The sequence below is a fragment of the Acinetobacter sp. CIP 51.11 genome, assembly GCF_000369665.1.
Taxonomy (GTDB): domain Bacteria; phylum Pseudomonadota; class Gammaproteobacteria; order Pseudomonadales; family Moraxellaceae; genus Acinetobacter; species Acinetobacter lwoffii_S.
The window spans coordinates 704,435-726,895 of the sequence record NZ_KB850129.1 but is presented as its reverse complement, the minus strand read 5'-3'; the positions used below and the strand labels follow the sequence as shown (position 1 = coordinate 726,895).

Sequence of the window (22,461 nt, the reverse complement as noted above, 5' to 3'; positions counted from 1 at the left end):
GTTCATGAATGATTTCATCAATTTTTTCGGATGCTAACTTTTCTAATTTAATCGGAATGCTATTTTTAAGATGTATTGGCTCATCATGATAAAATAAGTTGTTATTAGCTTAAGATTAGAGTGATTAATTTCAATTGCATTCACTGCATAATTGTGTAATTCAACCTTACAGTTATCAATAATAATGTATCCTGTTATCCCACTCTCAGAGAGTCTTGATATCTCACTTTGTATGGTCGATCTGAGATCTGCACCATTAATAACTAAAAACTCTTTATCATCAATTTTTTTATTATTTTTATATTCTAGGATTAATCTAGATTTACCTAAACCAGACAGACCAGTTATCCTTACATAAGGTGTTTGAGACTCAAGAGCATTAGTTAAAGCCTCAAATGCTGATTGTCGAGCATTATCAGTTTTGTAAGGTAGTTCGTGTTTGCGTTCGTCGTATTTAAGCCATTGATCTATGGGTTTACCAATTTGCGAATTAAATTTTCCTAATGAAGGCTTTGATTTTATAAATTTTTTTAAATGAATAACTACGCTATCCATTTCTGTTTTAGGTTTGACAATTGAAGAATGATTTACATTATTTATAGTTTCAATCTGATGATGTCTGAAGATGCTTTTAGAGCTCATGGCTGAAACTATAGTTTCGTCAGCATCAATAATACTTAAGATGTTTAAATATTGATCGATACTTTTATCCACCCATTGATCGTTAATATCATCTAGGTCGCTAGCATTACTGACTAGTGATTTTAAATGTCTATTTCTCCAACTAATGTATTTGCCAATGTTAGCCAAGCCTGACCCTTCATGTGGTACATCGAAAAAACATACTTTGCTAATATTATGTTTTGTACCTTTAGCATTCAGCTTTAATAACATTTTTTTAATAACTATGCCGCCCATGCTATGACCGACTAAGATTATGTCATCATTTTCTATATCACAATGAGCTTTGATATCGCTTAGTACGCCATTTGCGATACTAGAAATTGACGGAGCTGACTTAAAGAATAGCCAAGCAAGATGAGGGGAGGTATATCCAAATTCCTTCACTTCATATTCAATGGATTGGTCCTCATCCAAAAACTTAGGAAAATTACCCCATGTAGTACCGACCTGTCCTGTTAAACCATGAACAAAGATTATATATTTATTCATTAATCCATCTTTTGGTTAAAATTGTCTTGAAGGAATAATAGTTAAAATATGATTTTTTTCCAATATAATTATTGAGTTACTAATTTATTTGAAAATATAAAATAAATGAAGGTGTATTTTCTTAGTCTTCATCTGATTAAACTCAATATAAAATCTTTATTCATAGTAAGAAGCATGAACCAATCGCCTAAAGTTATTGTTTTTGATGCTTTAGGGACACTCGTCAAAATTGGTGAGAGTCGATCCCCATATCGTAAATTGATGAAGTGGCTCAAATCTAATGGTAGAAATCCAAGTGCACAAGATGCAAAGATCATCATGTCAAATCCTGTTGATGTTGCACAATTGGCCAAGATTTTTGGAGCAGACCTACCAGAACAACTTTTGAAGGAGATCAACCATGATCTTCAGCTTGAATTAAGCACAATTCAACTCTATGAAGATACAGTGCCTACACTTCAAATTTTGAAAGAAAGTGGTTTTAAAATTGCGCTGTGCTCGAATTTAGCAATGCCTTATGGTGAACAACTTAGAAAACTACTCCCTGATGTTTTTGATACTGTTGCATTCAGTTATGAGGTTGGAGCCATAAAGCCAGATCATCAAATTTATGATGTGATTCAGACATATTTTGGTTGTGATTTTTCAGGAATGCTCTTTATCGGGGATCATCCCATCTTAGATGTTGAAACACCCTTATCATTAGGAATGTCAGCAAGGCTCATTGAACGTCAGAAAAACCAAAAACTGTTAAGTGTCATTCAAGAATTAATTTAAAGAAGGTAAATTTTCGGGCTACTTATAGGAGTAATACAAACCTTAAAACATTAAAAATGACAACGATCAACTCTAATGTTTTGTTCAAAATTTTTTAAAATCATAATTTAAAAAACTATGAAGATGCTACGGCATATCGTTACCTTTGATTCTAAGATGCTTATAAAAGTTCTAATTCATCAAATTTCTTTTTATATGGTAATACTCGCTAAAAACTAATAGGATCTAAGAAGTAAAAAATTCTCTATTACAAACATACTAACTATTTTGATGGGGTGATAATTATGAGAGTGTTAAATGAGTGTGTTAGGGCTGGTGATCTTTTATTGTGTTATGAAGATATAGATAGAAGTGCAGAAAAGACTGGTGAAAGTGGATATATACATGTTGCAATTGTACTAGATAGCGAAAAAATTTTAGAAGCAGATATGAGAGGGATTAGATATACAACGACTAATGAACTACTGAAAAGTTTTGAGTATCTAGCAGTTTTAAGACAAACAGAGGTGTGGTCTAGTCAAAAGTTAAATGATTTGAAGGAGTTTGCCGAAAATTGCATAGGTAAAAAATTTAATCTAGTTGGAATGAAGAGAGTTTCACAGCGCAAAGAAGAATCCTCATTTAATTCTTTAGAACGAATCCAGAATTATTTCAATGGGAATGGGGAGAGAGTAAATCCATTTAGAGAAGTGTACTTTTGCTCGGAATTAGTTGTGTCTGCATTTATTTACTTAGGAATTATCGATTCTGCTGCTTCTGTAGTATATCAACCCGAAACATTATCCCCACAAGATATTGGTAAAGATAAAACTTTTGGATTTTTTATTGGCTATTTACTTAAGGATAATGAATATAAAGTCCATGAAAGTGACTATTTTCAAACTTCTATATAGATGAATTTTAAACAATATAACTAATAAGAAATTTATGTCATATACAAATAGTTGCATTTTTTATAATTATGTAAGGTAATGAGAAATAAATTACGATGATTACAGAAGCCACCTTATCAACCTGGACTGCACCATCTAGTGATACTGAGAAAGATAAACAAGATCGAGCTGAACGTATGATTCGTCAAGCTATTGATGAGCATATTCCCTTTAAAGCTTGTTCATTAAAGGTTTATGCAAAAGGCTCTTATGCTAATAATACAAATGTTAGATCAGATAGTGATGTTGATATAGCAGTAGAATGTACAGACGCTTTATATTGGGAGGAAGAGGAAAAAGGCAACCGAAGACAGGTATCTGCTGGGCCATATAAAGGGATATGGACACCTGCAAAGTTAAGAGCAGAATTAGTATTAGCAATGCAAAAGAAGTTCCCTAATCAGGTTGATACGTCAGGAGTAACGGCTATACAAATTAATGCGAATACAGCTCGTGTTAATGCTGATGTAGTTCCATGTTTCAGCTATCGGTATTACATGGAAAACTACCATAGAGATGGTACGAAAATTTTCAAAACTAATGGTATAAGTATAGCTAATTATCCCTTACAGCAAATAAGAAACGGTCGGGATAAGAATAATAGGACAAATTATAACTATAAGAAATGTGTAAGAATTTTAAAACGTATAGAAAATGCAATGGCACAAGAGAGTAAATTCAAAGAGCTTCCATCGTACTTTATTGAATGCTTAGCATATAACTGTCCAGACTACATTTTTACAAGATCTACATGGACACTGATGTTAAGAGAAATTCTTAGCTATATTTATCATTCTTTAGAAGATGAGCCAAATATAGATCGTTGGTTGGAAGTGAATGAATGTTTTTATCTGTTTCATACACAACAAAAATGGACTCGTCAGGATGGTAGAGCATTTGCTCATGCTGCTTGGAATTATTGTGGGTTTAAATAAATGAATAATAATTTAATGAATTAGGTAAATTTCAATGTCTCGGGGTATTTATCTTTTTATGTGGGCGTATCAAGAAAGCTTTAGAATATCCGTTCAAACTCTTATTAGAGATGTACTAAAAGAATTAGGTGCGGAAGGTAATGCTGAAGTTTTTTTAGTAGGCGCTAGGGGGCCAGAAAGTAAAAATAGAAATGAGGTATGCATTGAGCCAGAAGATGGAAGATGGTCTCTTTCAATATTTAGAGGATTATTAGATTCGATTGAGGCTATTTATGATACTCATCATTTACAAAGTATGTTTTATGGCGATGAAGCAAGTAATCGAGATAAGCCCAAATGGATGCGACAGGATTCGACTCGTAGAGCTGTGGAAGATTCACTTAAAGACTATGATGAATCTAATGGTGTAATTTCTTTTTGTGGGGGACCTCAATATTTAGGTGGATATTATATTACTCCAGTGATCCAAATCCCTGCGAGTACTTTCATAAAATTCCCTGCATTAGCAGATAAACCTAAAGGGAATCGCCAACAAGGCTACGGGTATCGTAGTCTTATACATGCTGCAATTTTGACTGTACTTAATGAAGTATCTGAAAGACTTAAAAGCCCAGAACCAGGTCGTAATACTTTTAGGGCTATGAGAAGTCCTGAGGAAATTATACAAATTGCAGCAAAGGGTTTTTTACGGACACCCGGATTATCAATTGAGGAGCGATACTATGGGGATGGTCTTTTTGAACAATTGAATCTGGTTTCATCTCTTTTATATGAGGGGGGAAAAGGGATTGGGAGCTTAATTCTGATTAACGCTGAGAATGAAGCTATTGATTATTTGATTCAGTTTAAGCAACCAATCGCACTTCGTGAACCTCGTTGGGTTCGTAAGATTTTACAAATGGCGGTATCTGGAGCTGCAATTATTGCCGATAGCCAGTGTATATATGGCTTAGGATATCTTAAACCAACTCATGATTCGAGTGAACAAGATGCTTTTACTATTAATTTTCTTGATCATTATTCTTGGGAATTATGCTGTGGAGATCAAGCGTTTCTTCAGAGTAATTATGGAGTAGCTAAACTTCCACAGGAGTATTTTGATCAAGAATCTTTTACAGCAAATTATATTCGCTTATTTCCTCGATCTTCAGTTGAGGATAGTTTACATTTGTGGAATTTATTAAAAGTTCAGATAAAACAAGAATATGGAAGTATGATAGTAGTGACAGAAGATGCTGCTATAGAAGCTACAAGGCTAAATAAACAAGGTACTTCTATTTTGCCAACGCGTTTAACTGAATCATTGCTTCAAAGTATTAGTGGCATTGATGGAACAATTTTGCTTGATCCTTATGGTTTTTGCCATGCATTTGGAGTTATTTTGGATGGTGAAGTAAATGATGCATGCACACCCTCTAGGGGGTCTAGATATAATTCAGCAGTGCGTTATGTATACTCTGAAGGTAGGCGTGCGCTTGCATTAGTTGCATCAGATGATAAAACTATTGATATTATTCCTGAAATTCGTCGTTTAGTAAGTCGTTCTTTACTTGAGAGATATATCAAAACATTTATTGCATCGACAAGTGAAAACTTTCATGACTCTCGCAATTGGCTTGATAATCATAGGTTCTATATTAATGCTGAACAATGTGAGCAGCTTAATACTGCAATTGATCGTTTGGACAGTACTCCTAGAGAGGTAGGTCGTATTTATATTGGAACAGATAAGTTTGAGGTGCATCCTGATTTTGATGAAAGTTATCTGATTGATTAAATATTTAATATTAGGAGAGCTTTATGCATGATTATGCAGTATTTGGCCATGATAGAGCATCAATTGGTAGATGGCTTGGATTTACAGCGATTGCTATAGCAGGTGGGATTGCCCAAATTTTATCTATGGCAAGTAATTTGACAGGCCTAGATGCTTTTACAAAAGCAACTATTACGACCGGTTTAGTATATTTTGCACTTCATTGGTTGTTTAATAAGTGGATTTGGAAGGTTCCATTTTTTGAGATTCCTGATATTAGTGGGGAGTGGAACATAAGAGGTCAAACTTTAAATGATGATGGTTCTAGCAAGTATGATTGGAATGGGATAATTGGTATTGAACAATCTTGGAAATGTATTTCAATTCACTTGAGAACAGCACAAAGCCAAAGTGAAAGTTATACAGCGACTCTTTCGCGTCGATATGGACCAACTGGTGGTTGGTTGCTCAGTTATAGTTATAGAAATGAACCAGAGTTAGAGAAATCTCATGAGTTAAATTCCCATAAAGGGTATTGTGAGATTGAGTTTGATAAAGAGTTGAAATTGGGTAAGGCTGCTTACTTCAATAATTCAGGTAGAAGAACTTTTGGTGTAATAAGCTTGGAAAAAGTTAATGAGTGATTTAAATATCATCGGAAAAATATATCGGCTAGCCAACTCTGTACATCAGGTGAATAGCACCTAAGACAATGCAATACCATAGAAACATTATTCAGCTTGTTGAAAGAGCGATACAATTTAGTGATGAGTTAAGCACGCAGTATTCATGGATTTCTGAGGGGAATTTGTATATCAACTTACCCATTCAAATAAGCCAATAATTCAGATTACGGAGTTATTGGCTTAAGCGGGATTCGGGTTAACTACTTTGAAATTTAGTAAAAAAATTATCCTTTTTTCATTTTCTAGCTAGTTTCCTCACTGAATATTCTCGAGCCAAAATCATATTTTTGATCTCCTCAGAGAGGATATGATTTTCAATCTTGTTCATTGCATCCCTTAGATCTTTTGCATCAATTTGGGTGTAGTCAGCAGTAATATCTGAGTCATCTTGATAAGAGTGATTAATCAAAGCCTTAACGGTATACATCCCAATACCACAACGGTTTGCAATAGACGTAAATGTGCGTCTTAAATCATGAAAGGTAAAGGAGATACCTGTGGTCTCAGCAATTTTGTGACGAACATGCCTGCGATCTTTGATATGGGTTTGATTATTCGTTGCTGGAAAGACATATTTACACCCATTCGAATATTTTTTTCGCTGTTTAAAGATATGCAGTAATGTATCTCCTAAAGGTAAGAGGAGGTCATCACCATTTTTGGGATTAATAATTTTTAAAGTCCCGTACTTCAAGTCAATATTAGCCCACGCAAGTTGCTCAACTTCACTACGTCTAAGACCAGTGAGTACAAATGTCAAAAGGAAATCTTGGTTCAAATAACCGTATTCATTCGCCTTTTCATGCCCCCGCCATTGTGTTTGAACAATCGCTAATACCCAGTCTGCTTGTTGTTCACTGTTAATATAACCTTTTCTAGGTTTTAATTTGTTAAATAAATCACTCTGATAAAGAATCTGTACAGGGCTAAATTCCGTTATAAGTGGTTGGTTGTTATTGGTCAGTCTTTTTCGATGATAATTGTAAATTGCAGAAAATAGCTTAAGCGTGATGTTGGCATGAGATTTATTGGTTTGCGATATTTCAGCATGCTTTTCAACTACCATTTCCATGGTTATATCTGTAATTTTTAAATGATGCCAATCTTTTAAATACAGATTCATATCTCTGTCATATACAGCGACTGTATTGGGTTTTAGCTCTGATTTAGATTCAATATAGTATTTATGAGCATTTAACACAGTCGGAATTTGCCGATGATTATGACGTTCCTGAGAAGCTTTTTGACGTAGCTGTTCTTTTTTGTCATTAGGGTTTATCCCTTGGGACATCTCTAGAAGATACTCGGTAGCTTTTTGCCTTGCTGTTTCAGGTGTATAAAGACCATGATCACCGATGGTTACACGACAAGGAGCGCCACTTGGCATCTTTTTCTCAACGGTATATACCAGAGAATGGCGAGTGGCCCTGATAGCAAAGCCAATAAGTTTAAGGTCACGAAAGAAGATTTGTTTACCCGTGGGAATATCAAAACAATATGATTTTGATTCTTTTAATGAATCTTCCGCGTTTGGATCTGACAGTTGTTTAATCAGGTTTTTAACAAACGAGAGGGTAATAATTACTTTCTTATTAGACATTTTCATTTCCTAACAGCACTAGCTGAATTAGTGATTAGATCTTTGGTATACATGGAGTATACAAAGGGCTAGAAAATGAAAATTAATTTGATAGAGAATTTAGAAATTTTGTTCATGATTATTAAAAAACAATCACTTAAAGTACTCCGAAGATGCCGCTGCATGTGTCGTTACCCTGAACCCGATGAGTTCAAGGAGGATGCGACGTATACTTGCTGGGTTTCCCATACGGAGATGGGCATACACTCTAAATATACAGAACACACCCATAAGTGTTAGTATCGGCAGGGGAATAGACCCGCTGGCGAACACCTCAGAGTTAAGTTAATTATAAACAATAATCCCGGTGTGGCAACTCTATGCTGTTCATGAACTGTAAACAGTTCGGTCGAATGTCCGAAGTTTAAACAGAATTCGAGATTATTCAGTCAGTTCTTCAACTTCTTCTAAAATAGTTTGTAACAAACGCTCGCAATGCGCATATTGTTGCAGTGATCTGTTCATATTCAAGACCTCCTGCATCAGCTCAAGTGCAACCATAATAATCAGCTTGCTAGGTTCCATGCGTGGTGCTTTACGGCGAAATTCATCATATTTGTCATTTAATAACTGTGCCGCGCGTTCTAATTCTTCCTGCTTGTCAGGAGTAGAGGCCAAACGGAAACTATGCCCCAATACTCTGAGATCAATTGCAATTTGTTCACTCATGATGAGGCTTCCTCAGTCGCTTCAGTCGGATGGGCCAGTTGTTGAATTTCCTGTGCGTGATGATCCTGCGCAGTGCCAAGAATGGCCAGACGTTGAATAATCGCTTCAACCTTGGCTTTGGCATTTTCATTTTTCTGGGTTAAACGTTCAGATTCCTGAGTCAGACGCTGAATTTCCTGCTGGGCATGACGCTGTTCAAGGATCATCTTTTCCTTAACTACGCGCAGTTCATTCCGTTCAGCCAGAATTTCCTGAAAACGGTTTTTCAGGTCGGTACAGCTTTTTTCCAGACGACCATAACGGTCTGCCAGTGCAGTTGCATCATTATTAAGCAGTTGAAACTGGGCACGAGAATCCGTCAATTGTTCTGTCAGATTTTCATTTTCTTGTTGTTTTTGCGCAATCACGCTGTTTTTTTGTTCAATTTGCTGTTGATGTTGCATCATTGAAGAGTCTTGCTCTTCGCGCAAACTGGAATTTTCACTTTCAAGCCGTGCAAGTCGCGTTTTTAACACGCCGATCTGCACTTGTAGACGCTGTAATTCTTCTAACATATCGAGGTCGCACAGTGTTGCAAACAAAGGTAATATATAAGCAGTATAAAGATTGGATAAACGAATGCAAGACGATATTTCAGGTTGGACCGAATGGCACCGCAATTTTTCTTCAATTGAGGAAATTTCTAGCCCTAGCGAACTACATGGTTTGCTAACTGGCATTGTTTGTGTCACCCAGGCGCCAAGCAGTGAAGAGTGGTTACAGATTTTAGAAACACTGGATGTACCTGAACTGGATGCCGAAGCATTAGAGTTGTTGACGGGCGAAGCTGAAGATGTATTTCATGCACTGTCTGAAGATGAGCTGGATTATTTACCTTTGCTGCCTGATGATGAGCATGTGCTTTCAGAACGCGTACAGGCTCTGGCGGACTGGTGTGCAGGCGTGGTCTTAGGTTTCGGACTGGCTTCAGGACATATCCGTCAGGATGAAGTTGAGCTGATTGAACATTTACAAGATGTAGCCGCAGTTGAATTTGAAGACTCAGACGATGATGCTGAAGGTGAAGAAAGCTATCAGGAATTGTACGAATTTGTGCGTCTGATTCCTGTCAGTCTGTCTTTAGGGCGTAAAAAGGTCGAAGTTGAAGAAACGCCACTCTTACAGCAATTTAGTCAAAAAAATCAGCCTAAAGTCGCTACTACAGAAGCGCAAAGTGTAGTCGAGATTTTCTCGCCTAAACGTCTAAGCTGATGAAATGCTGAGGTGAGTCATCACCTGCTTGAAATCAGGCATATATTTTGCTGTTTACAGTGAAATCTATAGTCTGATTTCAAGACTATATTCTAAATACAAGTATTGATCGATAAGAAGTAAGGTGTAATGAAGAAATTGACACAGGCAGTTTTTGAGGAGCGTCGCGCAATCCTCGCAGGGGAAATCGGTTTACGCAGTATCGCTATTATCGCGACCAGTCCAGTAGCTATGCGTAACCGTGATGCAGATTATAAATACCGTGCAGACAGTAGTTTCTTCTATTTAACCGGATTCGCGGAACCTGAAGCTGTGGCTGTGATTGAAACCTTTGACACTGAAGAAGAAGGCTATAGCTACAGTTTGTTCTGTCGTGAACGCAACCGTGAAATGGAAATCTGGAATGGCTACCGCGCGGGTATTGATGGGGCTATTCAGGATTATGATGCAGATGAAGCCTATGCGATTGATTTGCTGGATGAAGAAATCTTAGAAAAGTTACAAAATAAAGATCAGTTGTTTTATCGCATTGGACAGCATGCAGAGTTTGATGCGCGTGTCGCCAAATGGATTGCAACTGCAAGTGGTGAAAGCCGTCGTGGTACTTCTGTGCCAGCGCAAGTCATTCAGCTGGATCGTATTGTTGATGAAATGCGTCTGCATAAAGATGCAAATGAAATCGAACTGATGCAGATTGCTTCCGATATTTCTGCTGATGCACATACGCAAGCGATGCTAGCAGTACGTCCGGGTATGATGGAATATGCGCTGGAAGCCGAGCTGAATTATGTCTTTGGCAAAAATGGCGGTGTTCCGGCTTATAACAGTATTGTCGGTGGCGGTGAAAATGCCTGCATCCTGCATTATGTAGAAAATGACAAAGAACTGAAAGATGGCGATTTAGTCCTGATTGATGCTGCAGCTGAATATCAGTTCTATGCTTCAGACATTACCCGTACCTTTCCGGTAAATGGTAAATTCAGTCCGGAACAGAAAGCCTTATATAACGTAGTACTGGATGCTCAAATCGCTGCGATCAATGCCGTGCAAATTGGTAACTCGTATAAAGAACCTCACAATGTTGCAGTGCTTATTTTGGTGCAGGGTTTGCTCGATCTTGGCTTGATGCAGGGTAATATCGACGAGATTATAGAAAAAGAAGCTTTTCGTCAGTTCTACATGCACGGTACGGGGCATTGGCTCGGTATGGATGTGCATGATGTCGGTGCTTATAAGGTTGATGGTGAATGGCGCTCGTATGAAGAGGGCATGGTCGTGACCGTTGAGCCGGGTCTCTACATCGCGCCTGATGATGAAACAGTGGATGCCAAATGGCGTGGAATTGGCATCCGAATTGAAGATGATGTGGTAGCCACTGCAAATGGCCCGCTGGTTTTAACTGCGAAAGTTGTCAAAACGGTAGAAGAGATTGAAGCATTGATGGCGAAAGCGCGCGCTGCCTAATCCAAGAAAAATACAGAAAGCCGGTCGCGAGATCGGCTTTTTTTATGACATTTCTATGCCGTTTTAAACAAGAATTCCTAGCTATATCGAATCGATCAAAAAGTGACTTAGCTTACGTTTATCTCGAACAAGTCAAATAAAACTAACCTAAGTAAAATTTACAGCTTAAAAAGTGACAGGAAGTCAACACAGAAAATCTGTTTTTAGCATCAAAGCTACATATTAAATTCGCTGAGATTCTCATACTTTCTCTGATCCTTAAATAAACTTAAATAACAGCAGGAGAACACTTATGAGATTAAATACGATTGACTGGATTGCTTATGCTTTAACAATCGTTGGTGGCATTAATTGGGGTTTAATTGGTGCATTCGATTTTAATTTGGTCGCTGCAATCTTTGGTGATATGAGCGCCTTATCTCGAATTGTTTATGTATTGGTTGGTTTGTCGGCATTGTACCTGATTTATACAGGAACGAAGTTGGGTAGAACAGTACACCACACAGATCATCATACCAATATTGTGCGTTAAGCTAATCTTCTTGGGCGAGTTTCTTGCAAGATAGGATTCATGTCTTCGAGTAACTTGCCGAGAGGATAGAAATAGTGTGGAAGATGAAGAAACCTCGGTAGATTTCCGGGGTTTTTTATTAGGTGTTTATACGTTATTAATAGAACCATCCCCTGATCTACAACAATGCCTAGCTAAAGATTGATGATCACTATCATACAAATAAGATTAGATTGTACATGGTTGGATAAATTTTTTTAAAATATCTGTTAGCTCAAAGATCGAGTTATATTTATACAATTATCTTAAAATAAGAAAAGAATAGTGATTGTAAATGGGCCTCCTGCTACTGAAAGTGAATATCAGCTCATTTATAAATGGCTTGATTCACAATTTTATCATTCAGGATCTACGAGCATCAGTATGTATTCAAAATTGTGCGAAGCGAGTAGATCGAGTTATACCAATTTGACTAGGTTTGCGATCGAATCGTGTAAGTGCTAAATGAAATTACAACATTCCGTTTTTTAAGGCCGAGTTGACAAAAGTGAGTATGAATATTTTAGTTGCTAAATTAAAGACAACTCGGTTGGAGTTAAGAGCATATAAAGTCGGAGATGAAATCTCATTATTCCAAGAATATTGTGGCGACATTGAAGCATCAAAATATTTACAACGGCAGGTGCATACAACAGTCAGTCAAACTCAACAAATGTTGCAGAAATGGTCGTTAAGCTATTGGCAGCATCCAAGTGAAGGATTTTCATGGGTGATTGCTGAGCGCAAAAGTCATCTGGCAATCGGGTTATTAACGATTATTCAACAGCAAAATAACAGCCTTGAAATTCATTTCGGACTTGGTCCTCGATTTCAGGGGCAGGGCTATATGCTTGAGGCGATGAAAGCGGTGATTCAGTATTTTAGACAATATCTTACATTTAAATCACTAGATACTTTCTGTGATGCAGAACATATACAGGCACACCAAGTGCTTTTAAAACAGGGTTTGAAATCGTTGAACGGATCAATGCCTATACTGTATTGCCGAAGTTGGGGACTGAAAAGCGCGATGTCTTGATTTTTCAATATAGGCTGGATCATCATGGAGAAAACTAAATAAAACGAATCATTATAAAAATTTAAAGCCTTGAGGTAAGATAAAATCAGTATACGTTTTATGTAATTCGCCATAGATGCGAATAAACAGATAAGGAAGTAAGCATGCAACAAGAAGTCATCATTGTCGGTGGTGGTATGGTCGGCTTAAGCCTCGCATTGATGTTGGCGAAAATCAATATTGCAGTCAAACTGTTGGAAGCCATTAAATACCCAAATTATGATGATGAAAATCTTGCGCCATATCATTCCAGTTTTGATGCACGTAACAGTGCCTTGTCACGCCGTAGCGTGCAGATCTATCAGGAGCTTGGACTTTGGAATGCCTTGCAAGAACATGCTACCCCAATTCTGGAAGTGAATATTACCGAACAGGGCAGTTGTGGTAAGGCTCGACTGAAAGCCGAACAGGAAAAAGTCGAAAGCTTTGGTCAGGTCATTGAAAATGCCTGGCTCGGTCGTGTACTGCTGACCCAAGTCAAAAAAGAGCCATTGATTGAACTGATTGATGGTGTTCAAGTGACATCCCTTATCCAAGATACAGACTTTGCTTATATCGAAGCTCAGCGTGGTGAATCGTCACTAAAATTACAATCCAAACTGGTTATTGCCGCCGATGGGCGGGATTCTTTCTGCCGTAAAGCCTTGGGTATTGGTGCGTCAGAACATGATTATGATCAGGTTGCGATTGTGACCACAGTACAAACTTCAAAGCCACATGCTCATGTGGGCTTTGAGCGTTTCAGCCATTTAGGGCCTTTGGCACTTTTACCACTACCGGGTGAGTATCGTCGTTCAGTGGTCTGGCCAGTGAAAAAAGGTACTGAAGGAGAATGGTTGGGGGATGAAAATGACCAGCATTTTCTGGATGCCTTACAGGAAACGTATGGTGATCGTGCCGGAAAATTCCAGAAAACCGGAAAACGGTTCAGTTTTCCATTGTCTCAAGTGTTAGCCGAAAAACAGGCTGTTGGCCGTGTCGTATTGATGGGCAATGCTGCCCATACGATTCATCCGGTCGCTGGTCAGGGTTTTAACCTGTGTATGCGTGATGCGCATGTATTGGTGCGTTACCTGAAAGAACAGCAGGTACAAGGCGCAGACTTGGGCGATGCTGGAATATTACAAGACTATGAAAAATCTCGTCTCAGTGACCAGCAGCGTGTGATCAAGTTCTGTGATTCAGTGGTACGTGGCTTTAGTAACCAGAATCCATTTTTAAAGCTGATGCGTAATACAGGTTTAATCGCTTTTGATACGATTCCTGGCATCAAGCCACTCGTTGCAAATTATGCCATGGGGTTAAAAGCATGAGCTTAAATCAAACTAACGAAATATTAGACGTCGTCATTATTGGTGGTGGGCTGGTTGGTGGACTTACAGCGCTTCTGTTAGCTCAAGGTGGTGTGCAGCCTACAGTTCTGGATGCAGCACCAATTCTGTATGCAAATAAAACTTTGTGTGCGGCCAATCCGCGTGTCTTGGCTTTAAGTCAGGCAACCATTCACCTGTTGAAAACGGTGGGTGTCTGGGAAAATTTAGCACGTCAGCAGCCTTATACCGGCATGCAGGTCTGGAATAAAAATGGCTATGGCGAAATCAATTTTGGCCAGCCTTCTGCAAAAACACCTTCGGTAGAACAGGCTTTAGGCTCGATGGTGGAACCAAGCATTTTGAATCTGGCCATTCAGCAAAAGATGCTTGAAGATATTCAAGATTATAGAACACAGGTCAAAGTCAGCCGCATCGAACGTGGCGTCGGTGTGTGGGTCATTCATCTGGCTGATGGTACACAACTCCAAACTAAACTGGTGATTGGCGCAGATGGTGCAAACTCCTTTGTCCGTGAGCAAGCGTTTATCGATATTGATGTACTGGACTATAAACAGGCGGGCATCAGTTGTGCCATTAAAACTGCACAGCCTCATCAGCATATGGCACGTCAGATTTTTCTCGAAACCGGTCCATTGGCTTTTCTACCTATGGCCAGCCTTAATCCGGAAGAGCAGGGACACTGGCAATCGATTGTCTGGACCTTGCCAGAGGATTATGCCGAAGAATATGCAGCGTTGTCAGATGCTGAGTTTACCCAGCTATTAACCCGTGAAAGCCAGCATATGCTGGGTGAAGTATTGCAGGCGACACCACGTGCCACTTTCCCTTTAAAAGCCCGCGCCGCCCAGCAATACGTTCAAGATGGTTTAGCACTGATTGGAGATGCCGCACATGTCATTCATCCACTAGCAGGTCAAGGGGTGAATATTGGCTGTCTGGATGCTGCCGTGCTTTGTAATGTTTTGCTGCATGATCAGGCGCGTGGCGTATGGGCACATGAGCAGACCCTAAAACGCTATGAGCATCGCCGTAAAGGTCAGAACGATGCCATGATGCACAGCATGTCTGCGATTGGCTGGATGGAAACCACTTTATTCTTCCCGATGGTTTGGGCACGCAATTTCGGCCTGAAACAGGTAGAAAATCAGCCCATGTTGAAAGATGCATTTATGGCGCAGGCCAACGGTCTGAGTTTACTTAAAGACACACGCTACGCAGCTTAAGACAGAAATGTAAATTTTTTAAACAAACATCAATAAAGAGTAACGATTTTGTTTAAAAAAGATACGATTTTTTGATGTTTAGTACTAGGCGAAGCCCAAAGAGATTGCTAAATTTCACTTAATTCGATACCTGGCTTGGAATACCAAGCAAGCGCCATTTTTGGGGAGATGCAAATGACAGACATGAATGATTATGATGACGACGTTGAAGATTCAATCGTTGACGATGATGAAGCAAAAGCAGCTGAAAAAGGCGCAGCAGATAGCACAGAGGTTGTGAATGATACCGATCTTGCAGAAGCTGAAACCTTGACCGTCACTGCAAAGTTAAAGAAACGTCAGGCACTTGAAGACGAAATTGCGGCTTTCCTTGCCAATGGTGGTCGTATTGTTGAAGTCCCGGCAGATGAATCAGTAGCTAAAGAATAAGTTATTGATTAACTTGCCTCTTATAAAAAACACCACATCAATTGTGGTGTTTTTTTTGCAAATCAAAACGTGATAGAAAATTTTGAACCATTAATCGTTTGCCGAAGTCAGTTCTAAAGCACGTTGATAAGCGATTTTCTTTTTAATACCCGTTAAATCTGCTGCCAACTGTGATGCTGCTTTGACCGAAAGATCTTGTAATAAGCGGTTCAATAATTTATCCAGTTTTTCCTGATCCAGATCTTTTTCTTCGGTGGCACCGCCAATCACCAAAACAATTTCGCCTTTTTGCTGATTGTGATCATTGCTAATGAATTCGACCAGCTCACCCAAGGTCATTTTCTTGATAGTTTCAAAAGTCTTGGTAATCTCACGCGCAAAACCGACCGGGCGATCTGCTCCGAAAACGCTGGCCATATCTTTAACGCAATCCAGAATCCGGTGCGGTGCTTCATAGAAAATTAAAGTCTGGGTTTCATCTTTCAGTTTTTCCAGATTTAGTAGGCGCTGACTTTGTCTGGATGGCAGAAAACCTTCAAAACTGAAACGGTCACTCGGCAAGCCAACAGCACTTAAGGCAGCAATAGCCGCACAAGCACCAGGTACAGGAATCACGCGGATATTATGCGCTTGAGCAGCCCGGACAAATTTAAAGCCAGGGTCGCTAATCAGGGGAGTACCAGCATCACTGATCAGGGCCATATCTTCGCCATTAAGCAGGCGTTGGATCAGCTGATCAATCTTATTGCTTTCATTATGCTCATGACACGCGGTCAGAGGTGTTTGAATATTAAAGTGTTTAAGCAACTGTGCTGAAGTTCGTGTATCCTCAGCAGCAATAAGACTCACCGACTTCAACACCTGAATTGCACGATAACTAATATCATCTAAGTGCCCGATTGGAGTCGCAACAACAAATAACTGAGCACTCATAGGTTTCTCCATGTGGAATAAATTGAATAATAAAAAATGGAAGATTAAAAATAAAATATTGGGCTTGTGTTTAGTCAGCTACATTAGTAGCGTACAAGCAGAAGTGTTGATCATTCTACCCGAATCCGGACCTTTGGCGCGAGCTGCATCGAGTATCAAACAGGGTTTTCTCAGTGCTTATGCTACTTCCGGGCAGAAAGTTCCATTAAAATGGGTCAATTCCAATCAGAAAAATATCTCCCAGCTACTGAAACAGCATGTCAATAAAAAGACCAAAATGGTGGTGGGTCCATTGGCACGTAGCGATGTGGAACAACTACTCAAGAGCAAACCTAAAGTACGTACCCTCAGCCTGAATGATGTAGCAGGGTCATCACCCCAAGTCTGGCAATTCAGCCTGTCCAAAAAAGAAGATGCCGCTGCCTTAAAAATCTTATTGCACAAAGATGGAATTCAACAGCTGCTGATTTTACGCCAGCCGGGCAGTGAAGCCGAGCATGAACTGTTGCTGATGTCATTGTTCAGTCAAAGTGATCTGAAATTCAAGATCGTGAACAAGGCCCCCATTTTTTTAATACCAAAACAAGGGCTGTTATACCTCGGCAATGCAGAAGGGCTGGCTGCCATACCTGAATTAAGCCATAAACGGATGTATACCGTGGCCAATGCGATCAGCGAGCAGCATAGACCCCCGAAAGGGATCAAGTTCTGTGATGTTCCGGTACTTTATCTGGCTGACTGGCCAGATGTTGTACAGGCCTATGCTAAAGAACCGGTGGATATGTCCTATCAGCGGCTGATTGCCTTCGGGGGAGATGCCTGGCAGATTACCCAGCAGTACCTGTCACAACCGCATTTGCAGCATATTGAATTTCAGGGTAGAACTGGCCGGATTGAAATCACGGACCACAGTATTCAGCGTAGTCCACAATGTTTTCAGTATAGTGGCACAGGCGTCAAGCTACTATGAGCGAAAGAGGAATGCTACGACAGCAATTAGGTGCATGGGCGGAGCAGCAAGCGGCCCAATTGATGCAAAACTATGGATTTCAGTTCCTGGCAGCCAATTATCACAGTCGCTATGGCGAGCTGGATCTGATTCTGGTGCGTGATCAGGAACTGGTCTTTGTGGAAGTCAAAGCACGTGCGCAAACCCGATATGCGCAAGCGATCGAGTCGATTTCCAGAGCAAAACAGGTAAAGATGCTCAAGACGGCAATGTGCTTTATTCAGAAAAATCCACAATTTGCACACTATTACTATCGTTTTGACGTGATTTGTTTTGATTTTAAACAGCAATTTGCAAAAACCATACAGCATGACTTTTCGCAATACCCTTATGATCTGGAATGGATTGAAAATGCTTTTACTTTTGATCAAGAGTTTATTAACCTTTGAACAAAATAAGGTCTAAAGATGCTTATATTTGCTTCAAGATCATTGTAAAGTTCAAGCAGAATTGACATGATCTGAGCTTGAAAACAGATTATTAGATTGAAAAAGACGTAATAAAATGAAGGAGTCTTGCTGAGTGGTTAAGCGTATTGCAATAACAATGCTGTGTGTCGCAAGTTTATCAGGTTGTGCAAGTTTTATTTCCAGCGGCACAGGTACGGCTCCTGTCGGAACTGAAAGTGGGGCGCGTACCTTGGGGCAGGTATTTATTGATTCCTCAATTGTCCGTACTGCAAAAATTAATCTTTATAAATTGGATTCGCGCTTTAAGCAGGCCCGGGTCAATATTGAAAGTTTCCATGGCAATGTCTTGTTGACCGGTCAGGTGCCGGATGCCCATTTAAAGCAACTGGCTGAAGATAATGTCAAATCCATGAGTGATGTCAAAGCGGTACATAATTTTATTACTGTCGGCAATCAGATCAGCTATAGCACCATCATGCAGGATACTGCGGTGACTGCAAATACCCGTGGCTTGATCATGAAAGCGACTGTGGTAGCGGATAGTAAAGTGCATGTGCATACTGAAGATGGCGTACTGTATGTGATGGGTCGTTTAAATGGTGCCGAGATTGCTGACCTGAATCAGGTGTTACAACAGGTGGGTAATGTCACTAAAATTGTGACCTTGATTGATAATGTTGAGCAATATTCAAGCCTGGCTAACCAAAACTTTGCCGCACCGGCATATGCGCAGCCGGGTATTGAACAGACGCCGGTTGCCATTGATCCTGATACGGTTGAACCGACCTATGAACCATAAGGTCGGCCAGTTTAAAACCCAACTCTCACAGCGTATTTTGCAGTTTCAACAGCACTATCAAGATTTCCGGTTATACGATTTTGGCAGTTATGCTTTAAATCGTTTAACCCCGAAACAGGGCTACACGGTCGAAACACAATTGGCCTATGGTCTGAAATCCCGGCAACGCTTTGACCTGTTTCGAAGTCAGCAGCCTTTGCCTCATCGTCCCCTGATTGTGTTTGTACATGGCGGTGCCTGGTTGCATGGCGATAAAAAGGATTACCAGTTTATCGGTGAGGCTTTTGCTAAAGACGGCTATGATGTGGTGGTGATGAATTATCATCTGGCGCCACAACATATTTTTCCGACCTATATTCATGATCTACATTTATTGCTCAATCATTTGCAGCAGTCAGCTGGACAGTTGCAGATCTGTGCAGAAAATCTGGTCCTGATGGGACATTCTGCCGGGGCATTCAATGTCATGTCTGCCTTGTATCATCCGCAATCTGCCAGCATTGATCACAATCAAATCCGGGCGATTATTGGTCTGGCGGGGCCTTATCATTTTGATTACAAAAATGATCCGATCTGTGCCGATGCATTTGATCAGGCGGTGCCTTATCAGCAGGTGATGCCTTATTATTTTGTTAAAAATAGCTCAATCCGGCATTATCTGTTTATTGCCGAAAAAGACAAGATTGTTGGGCATTTCAATAGCCAGGATTTGGACCGCGTACTGAAAGAGAAGGGCAATCATAGCCATCTGATTCAAATTCCGAAACTTGGTCATATTGCGATTGTGGGTTCACTCTCCAGTTTGTTTAGTCGGTTTTTCCAGACCAAGGCACAGGTGCTTTGGGCGCTCGAGGATGCATTTAAATCCTGATACTGATATGTTAGTTTAACCAAGCACTAGATAAAAAAGAATCCAGTGGATGATCTCCCCTGGATTCTTTTTTTGAGCCGTTGGGCTAAATCTTTCAAATACAGATTTACAGCCAGGTCTTGGTGTCGTCTGCGACGGGCGTACCTTGAGTCACATGCATGATCATGGCATGGGCAATACTGCCTTTAAACGGAATTTCAGGCAGCTGATCGAATTTAAAGAATTGCGCATCGCTAATTTCTTCTTCCTGCAGCTGTAGCTCACCGCCAGCATATTCTGCCTTGAAGGCAATCATCAGATTGCTTGGGAAAGGCCAGGGCTGGCTGGCCAGATACTGAATATTCTTGAGTTGTAAGCCAACTTCTTCTAGCGTTTCACGACGTACTGCATCTTCCAGCGTTTCACCCACTTCAACGAAACCGGCAATCAGTCCATACATCTGGCTTTTAGTATTACGTGCATTTTTGGCCAGCAGAATCTCGTCTTCACCTTTGGTAATAACAGTAATAACGCAAGGCTGTACCCGTGGATACTGACGGTAGTTGCAGGATGGGCAGACCATGGCATATTCAACAGCATGCGCTTCAGTCGCTGTGCCGCAATGACTGCAAAATTTATGGTTACGACGCCATTCTAAAAGCTGTACCGCACGACTGGCCTGTTCAAATTGCTGGGTATTCCAGAACTGTAACAGCTGACGGATGGGAACCAGTTGTAAGCCTGCAGGAATAGGCTCATCGGGAAGGAGATCACGGGCAATCACTTGATCACCCGTGTGGAGTAGCAAATCACTTGCTAAGGCTTCAACCCGTGGAAGTTGAAAGTGTTGATCGACCAGCAGTTGCTGTTGTTGAAAAATATAAGCAAGTGATAATTTGGACATTAGGCAACTATTTTGAGTTTCTCACTACTGTCCAATGCTACCTGAAACATCGCCTGTAATACAGGCTGTTTGTTCTTTAAGTTATCAATCATCATGTCGGCACTGGCCAGGGTGTCTAAAGCACGATGAATTTCTTCCGGACTTAATGCAATCGACAGATCAATACGGTTCTTGATGAATTCTGCAGTGGTGGTGAACGCAGTACGAACATGTTCTGCATTCAGGAACAGCATCGCGCCGCCAATCTCGCAAAACTGTACAGGAACAGGTTCGAGGGCAGTCAAGTCATGATCTTGCAGGTAATTGCTGAGAATCTGGCTAGAAAGCTCGATCAGGGCCTTGGTTTCTGTGAGTAAAGCAGCGTGTGCTTCATCCAGACGGTCCAGAGAAATATTCATGTTGTTGACGCGCAGCTGCAAGCGGCTCGAAGTGTGATGACGTTCCAGTACGCCAATCGAGTTCATGGCAGACAGAATGACATTCATCAACTGCTGGGCAAAGCTGGCATCCTGCATAATCTCGGGCTGGCTCAGTGAAGCAGCCTGACGGGTCAGGTCATGATAGGCTTCATTCAGGTTCAACACCTTGAAGATATTGGCCAAACTATTCAGTTGAGCTTGTAATTCCTGAGTCTTTTCAGGCGTCATATTCTGATAGTTGAACTCGATGTCATTACGAATCTGTGCCATTTCCGTGGTCACCAACTCGCTGATGGTATGCATGGTTTCAAAGTCAGGACCATACAGGTGGCGACTGAAGACCTGTAATTGCATATCGGTCAGTAGGTCATCGCCAACATTGAGCTGGCTACGGATAGATTGCGCAGTTTCATCTTCCTGACTGATACATAGGCTGAGCACATTGGCCAGATCAGCCAGCGAAGCCTTGAAGCTGTCTGCCGAGCTAAAATACTGTGCCATGTTGCGCTCAATGCTCACCAAGGTGCGTAGACGTGGCTCATTAATCAGCAGGTGCTCAATATTGTTTAACGCGACATATACCAGATTCCAGTACTGCTTGCTGTCATGTTGTTCTGCAAGTCCGGCCAGATAAGCCCCCACCAGTTTGATGGCTTGCAAATCCAGTTTACTTTCTTCCTGATTGATCAGCTTGTTGAGTGACAGCTTATACAGACGGTGTACATATTGGGATTTTTCCAGACTTGGTGCCTGTGGCAGCGCAAAATCAGGAGTGACGCAATCTAATAGCGATTCTACATGCTGGCCTTCAGTCGTCAGTGGTTTACCCAAAGCCAGTTCCAAGCGGTTCAGGGTATCCAGCAAAAACTGTGGAATTTTTACTTCACGCAAACAGATAAATTCGATATAGCGTTTCAGCATAGTGGTGCCTTCACTCAAGGCGATCACTTCTTGAGTATTGACCTGCGCTGGATTCCCCATAATCTTGCGCATTAATTCTGCTGAATATTGAGCGACTTTTGCCAGACTGGACATGTCGATGAGTGCCAGAACCTGGGCGCATTGTTCGAACTGATTTAATGCATCATCAATACCAAAAGGTAAAGTCTGGTCTTCTACCAAGGTGCTTACTGCTGATTCGACTAACTTGATCGAGTTATCAACCTCATTTTTTATTATCAGTAAAGCTGTTGGATCAAAATGTATAGAGGTTTGGTAAGACATGATCTGCACCTTTCCTG

The 22,461-nt window shown here is 40.4% G+C and carries 23 protein-coding genes, 1 other RNA gene and 1 pseudogene; 17 read left to right on the top strand and 8 right to left on the bottom strand.

Annotated elements, in window-relative coordinates; all coding sequences use genetic code 11:
* Positions 1 to 42: 42 nt before the first annotated feature.
* Positions 43 to 1,173 carry an esterase/lipase family protein gene (locus F894_RS15270; protein WP_005246904.1) on the bottom strand — a complete coding sequence of 377 codons (1,131 nt, stop codon included), beginning with the start codon at positions 1,171 to 1,173 and terminating at the stop codon, positions 43 to 45.
* Positions 1,174 to 1,347: 174 nt separating this feature from the next.
* On the opposite strand from F894_RS15270, the gene F894_RS07270 reads away from it, so the two are divergent.
* From F894_RS07270 to F894_RS15065, 6 genes and pseudogenes are all read left to right on the top strand, one after another.
* Positions 1,348 to 1,950 carry an HAD family hydrolase gene (locus F894_RS07270; protein ID WP_005246903.1) on the top strand — a complete coding sequence of 201 codons (603 nt, stop codon included), beginning with the start codon at positions 1,348 to 1,350 and terminating at the stop codon, positions 1,948 to 1,950.
* A 284-nt stretch (positions 1,951 to 2,234) separates the two neighbouring features.
* Positions 2,235 to 2,843, top strand: a complete 609-nt coding sequence (locus F894_RS07265) for a C40 family peptidase (RefSeq protein WP_005246902.1) — start codon at positions 2,235 to 2,237, stop codon at positions 2,841 to 2,843.
* Between the two features lie 95 nt (positions 2,844 to 2,938).
* Positions 2,939 to 3,817, top strand: coding sequence for a nucleotidyltransferase domain-containing protein (locus F894_RS07260; RefSeq protein WP_005246901.1), 879 nt, complete (start codon positions 2,939 to 2,941; stop codon positions 3,815 to 3,817).
* 34 nt (positions 3,818 to 3,851) lie between these two features.
* Positions 3,852 to 5,594, top strand: a complete 1,743-nt coding sequence (locus F894_RS07255) for a hypothetical protein (RefSeq protein WP_005246899.1) — start codon at positions 3,852 to 3,854, stop codon at positions 5,592 to 5,594.
* 23 nt (positions 5,595 to 5,617) lie between these two features.
* On the top strand, positions 5,618 to 6,217 hold the full coding sequence (locus F894_RS07250) for a Cap15 family cyclic dinucleotide receptor domain-containing protein (RefSeq protein WP_005246898.1): 600 nt from the start codon (positions 5,618 to 5,620) through the stop codon (positions 6,215 to 6,217).
* 6 nt (positions 6,218 to 6,223) lie between these two features.
* A pseudogene (locus tag F894_RS15065) lies at positions 6,224 to 6,443 on the top strand (IS982 family transposase); the annotation flags it as partial.
* 51 nt (positions 6,444 to 6,494) lie between these two features.
* Here the strand turns inward: F894_RS15065 and F894_RS07245 are convergent.
* The 4 genes from F894_RS07245 to F894_RS07235 form a co-directional block, all read right to left on the bottom strand.
* Positions 6,495 to 7,859 (bottom strand): tyrosine-type recombinase/integrase, encoded by a 1,365-nt coding sequence (locus tag F894_RS07245; protein WP_005246897.1) that lies wholly within the window; start codon positions 7,857 to 7,859, stop codon positions 6,495 to 6,497.
* A gap of 139 nt (positions 7,860 to 7,998) precedes the next feature.
* Positions 7,999 to 8,182: non-coding RNA, 6S RNA (gene ssrS, locus F894_RS14900), on the bottom strand.
* Between the two features lie 97 nt (positions 8,183 to 8,279).
* Positions 8,280 to 8,567 carry a cell division protein ZapA gene (locus tag F894_RS07240; protein WP_004279505.1) on the bottom strand — a complete coding sequence of 96 codons (288 nt, stop codon included), beginning with the start codon at positions 8,565 to 8,567 and terminating at the stop codon, positions 8,280 to 8,282.
* Positions 8,564 to 9,121, bottom strand: coding sequence for a hypothetical protein (locus F894_RS07235; RefSeq protein ID WP_004279506.1), 558 nt, complete (start codon positions 9,119 to 9,121; stop codon positions 8,564 to 8,566). Before F894_RS07235 ends, F894_RS07240 begins: the two co-directional genes overlap by 4 nt.
* Positions 9,122 to 9,185: 64 nt before the next feature.
* Here F894_RS07235 and F894_RS07230 point away from each other — a divergent pair, with 64 nt between their 5' ends.
* The 7 genes from F894_RS07230 (at position 9,186) to F894_RS07200 (ending at position 15,896) form a co-directional block, all read left to right on the top strand.
* Complete coding sequence (locus F894_RS07230; protein WP_005246896.1) at positions 9,186 to 9,818, top strand: UPF0149 family protein; 633 nt, start codon at positions 9,186 to 9,188, stop codon at positions 9,816 to 9,818.
* A 129-nt stretch (positions 9,819 to 9,947) separates the two neighbouring features.
* Positions 9,948 to 11,282 (top strand): Xaa-Pro aminopeptidase, encoded by a 1,335-nt coding sequence (gene pepP, locus F894_RS07225; protein ID WP_005246895.1) that lies wholly within the window; start codon positions 9,948 to 9,950, stop codon positions 11,280 to 11,282.
* Between the two features lie 292 nt (positions 11,283 to 11,574).
* Complete coding sequence (locus F894_RS07220) at positions 11,575 to 11,814, top strand: DUF378 domain-containing protein (protein ID WP_005246894.1); 240 nt, start codon at positions 11,575 to 11,577, stop codon at positions 11,812 to 11,814.
* Between the two features lie 532 nt (positions 11,815 to 12,346).
* Positions 12,347 to 12,871, top strand: coding sequence for a GNAT family N-acetyltransferase (locus F894_RS07215; RefSeq protein ID WP_005246892.1), 525 nt, complete (start codon positions 12,347 to 12,349; stop codon positions 12,869 to 12,871).
* A 143-nt stretch (positions 12,872 to 13,014) separates the two neighbouring features.
* Positions 13,015 to 14,223: a 2-octaprenyl-6-methoxyphenyl hydroxylase gene (gene ubiH, locus F894_RS07210; RefSeq protein ID WP_005246891.1), complete on the top strand. Its 1,209-nt coding sequence runs from the start codon at positions 13,015 to 13,017 to the stop codon at positions 14,221 to 14,223.
* Positions 14,220 to 15,467: an FAD-dependent monooxygenase gene (locus F894_RS07205; RefSeq protein ID WP_005246890.1), complete on the top strand. Its 1,248-nt coding sequence runs from the start codon at positions 14,220 to 14,222 to the stop codon at positions 15,465 to 15,467. The genes ubiH and F894_RS07205 overlap by 4 nt, the downstream gene beginning before the upstream one ends.
* 174 nt (positions 15,468 to 15,641) lie before the next feature.
* The gene (locus F894_RS07200) at positions 15,642 to 15,896 is read left to right on the top strand and encodes a hypothetical protein (protein ID WP_005246889.1); all 255 of its coding nucleotides are present in this window, start codon (positions 15,642 to 15,644) and stop codon (positions 15,894 to 15,896) included.
* 90 nt (positions 15,897 to 15,986) lie between these two features.
* On the opposite strand, the gene rsmI is transcribed toward F894_RS07200, so the two are convergent.
* A complete protein-coding gene (gene rsmI / locus F894_RS07195) occupies positions 15,987 to 16,829 on the bottom strand; it encodes a 16S rRNA (cytidine(1402)-2'-O)-methyltransferase (protein WP_005246888.1) in 843 nt (280 codons plus the stop codon).
* A gap of 10 nt (positions 16,830 to 16,839) precedes the next feature.
* Between rsmI and F894_RS07190 the strand changes: the two genes are divergently transcribed.
* The 4 genes from F894_RS07190 to F894_RS07175 all read left to right on the top strand — a co-directional run bounded on the left by F894_RS07190 (position 16,840) and on the right by F894_RS07175 (position 19,918).
* Positions 16,840 to 17,799: a penicillin-binding protein activator gene (locus F894_RS07190; protein WP_005246887.1), complete on the top strand. Its 960-nt coding sequence runs from the start codon at positions 16,840 to 16,842 to the stop codon at positions 17,797 to 17,799.
* An 11-nt stretch (positions 17,800 to 17,810) separates the two neighbouring features.
* Complete coding sequence (locus F894_RS07185; protein WP_005246885.1) at positions 17,811 to 18,227, top strand: YraN family protein; 417 nt, start codon at positions 17,811 to 17,813, stop codon at positions 18,225 to 18,227.
* A gap of 133 nt (positions 18,228 to 18,360) precedes the next feature.
* Positions 18,361 to 19,047, top strand: coding sequence for a BON domain-containing protein (locus tag F894_RS07180; RefSeq protein WP_004279522.1), 687 nt, complete (start codon positions 18,361 to 18,363; stop codon positions 19,045 to 19,047).
* Positions 19,037 to 19,918 carry an alpha/beta hydrolase gene (locus F894_RS07175; RefSeq protein ID WP_005246884.1) on the top strand — a complete coding sequence of 294 codons (882 nt, stop codon included), beginning with the start codon at positions 19,037 to 19,039 and terminating at the stop codon, positions 19,916 to 19,918. The genes F894_RS07180 and F894_RS07175 overlap by 11 nt, the downstream gene beginning before the upstream one ends.
* Before the next feature lie 106 nt (positions 19,919 to 20,024).
* On the opposite strand, the gene nudC is transcribed toward F894_RS07175, so the two are convergent.
* Positions 20,025 to 20,801: an NAD(+) diphosphatase gene (nudC, locus tag F894_RS07170; RefSeq protein WP_004730202.1), complete on the bottom strand. Its 777-nt coding sequence runs from the start codon at positions 20,799 to 20,801 to the stop codon at positions 20,025 to 20,027.
* Positions 20,801 to 22,444, bottom strand: coding sequence for a hypothetical protein (locus tag F894_RS07165; RefSeq protein ID WP_005246883.1), 1,644 nt, complete (start codon positions 22,442 to 22,444; stop codon positions 20,801 to 20,803). Before F894_RS07165 ends, nudC begins: the two co-directional genes overlap by 1 nt.
* Positions 22,445 to 22,461 lie beyond the last annotated feature (17 nt).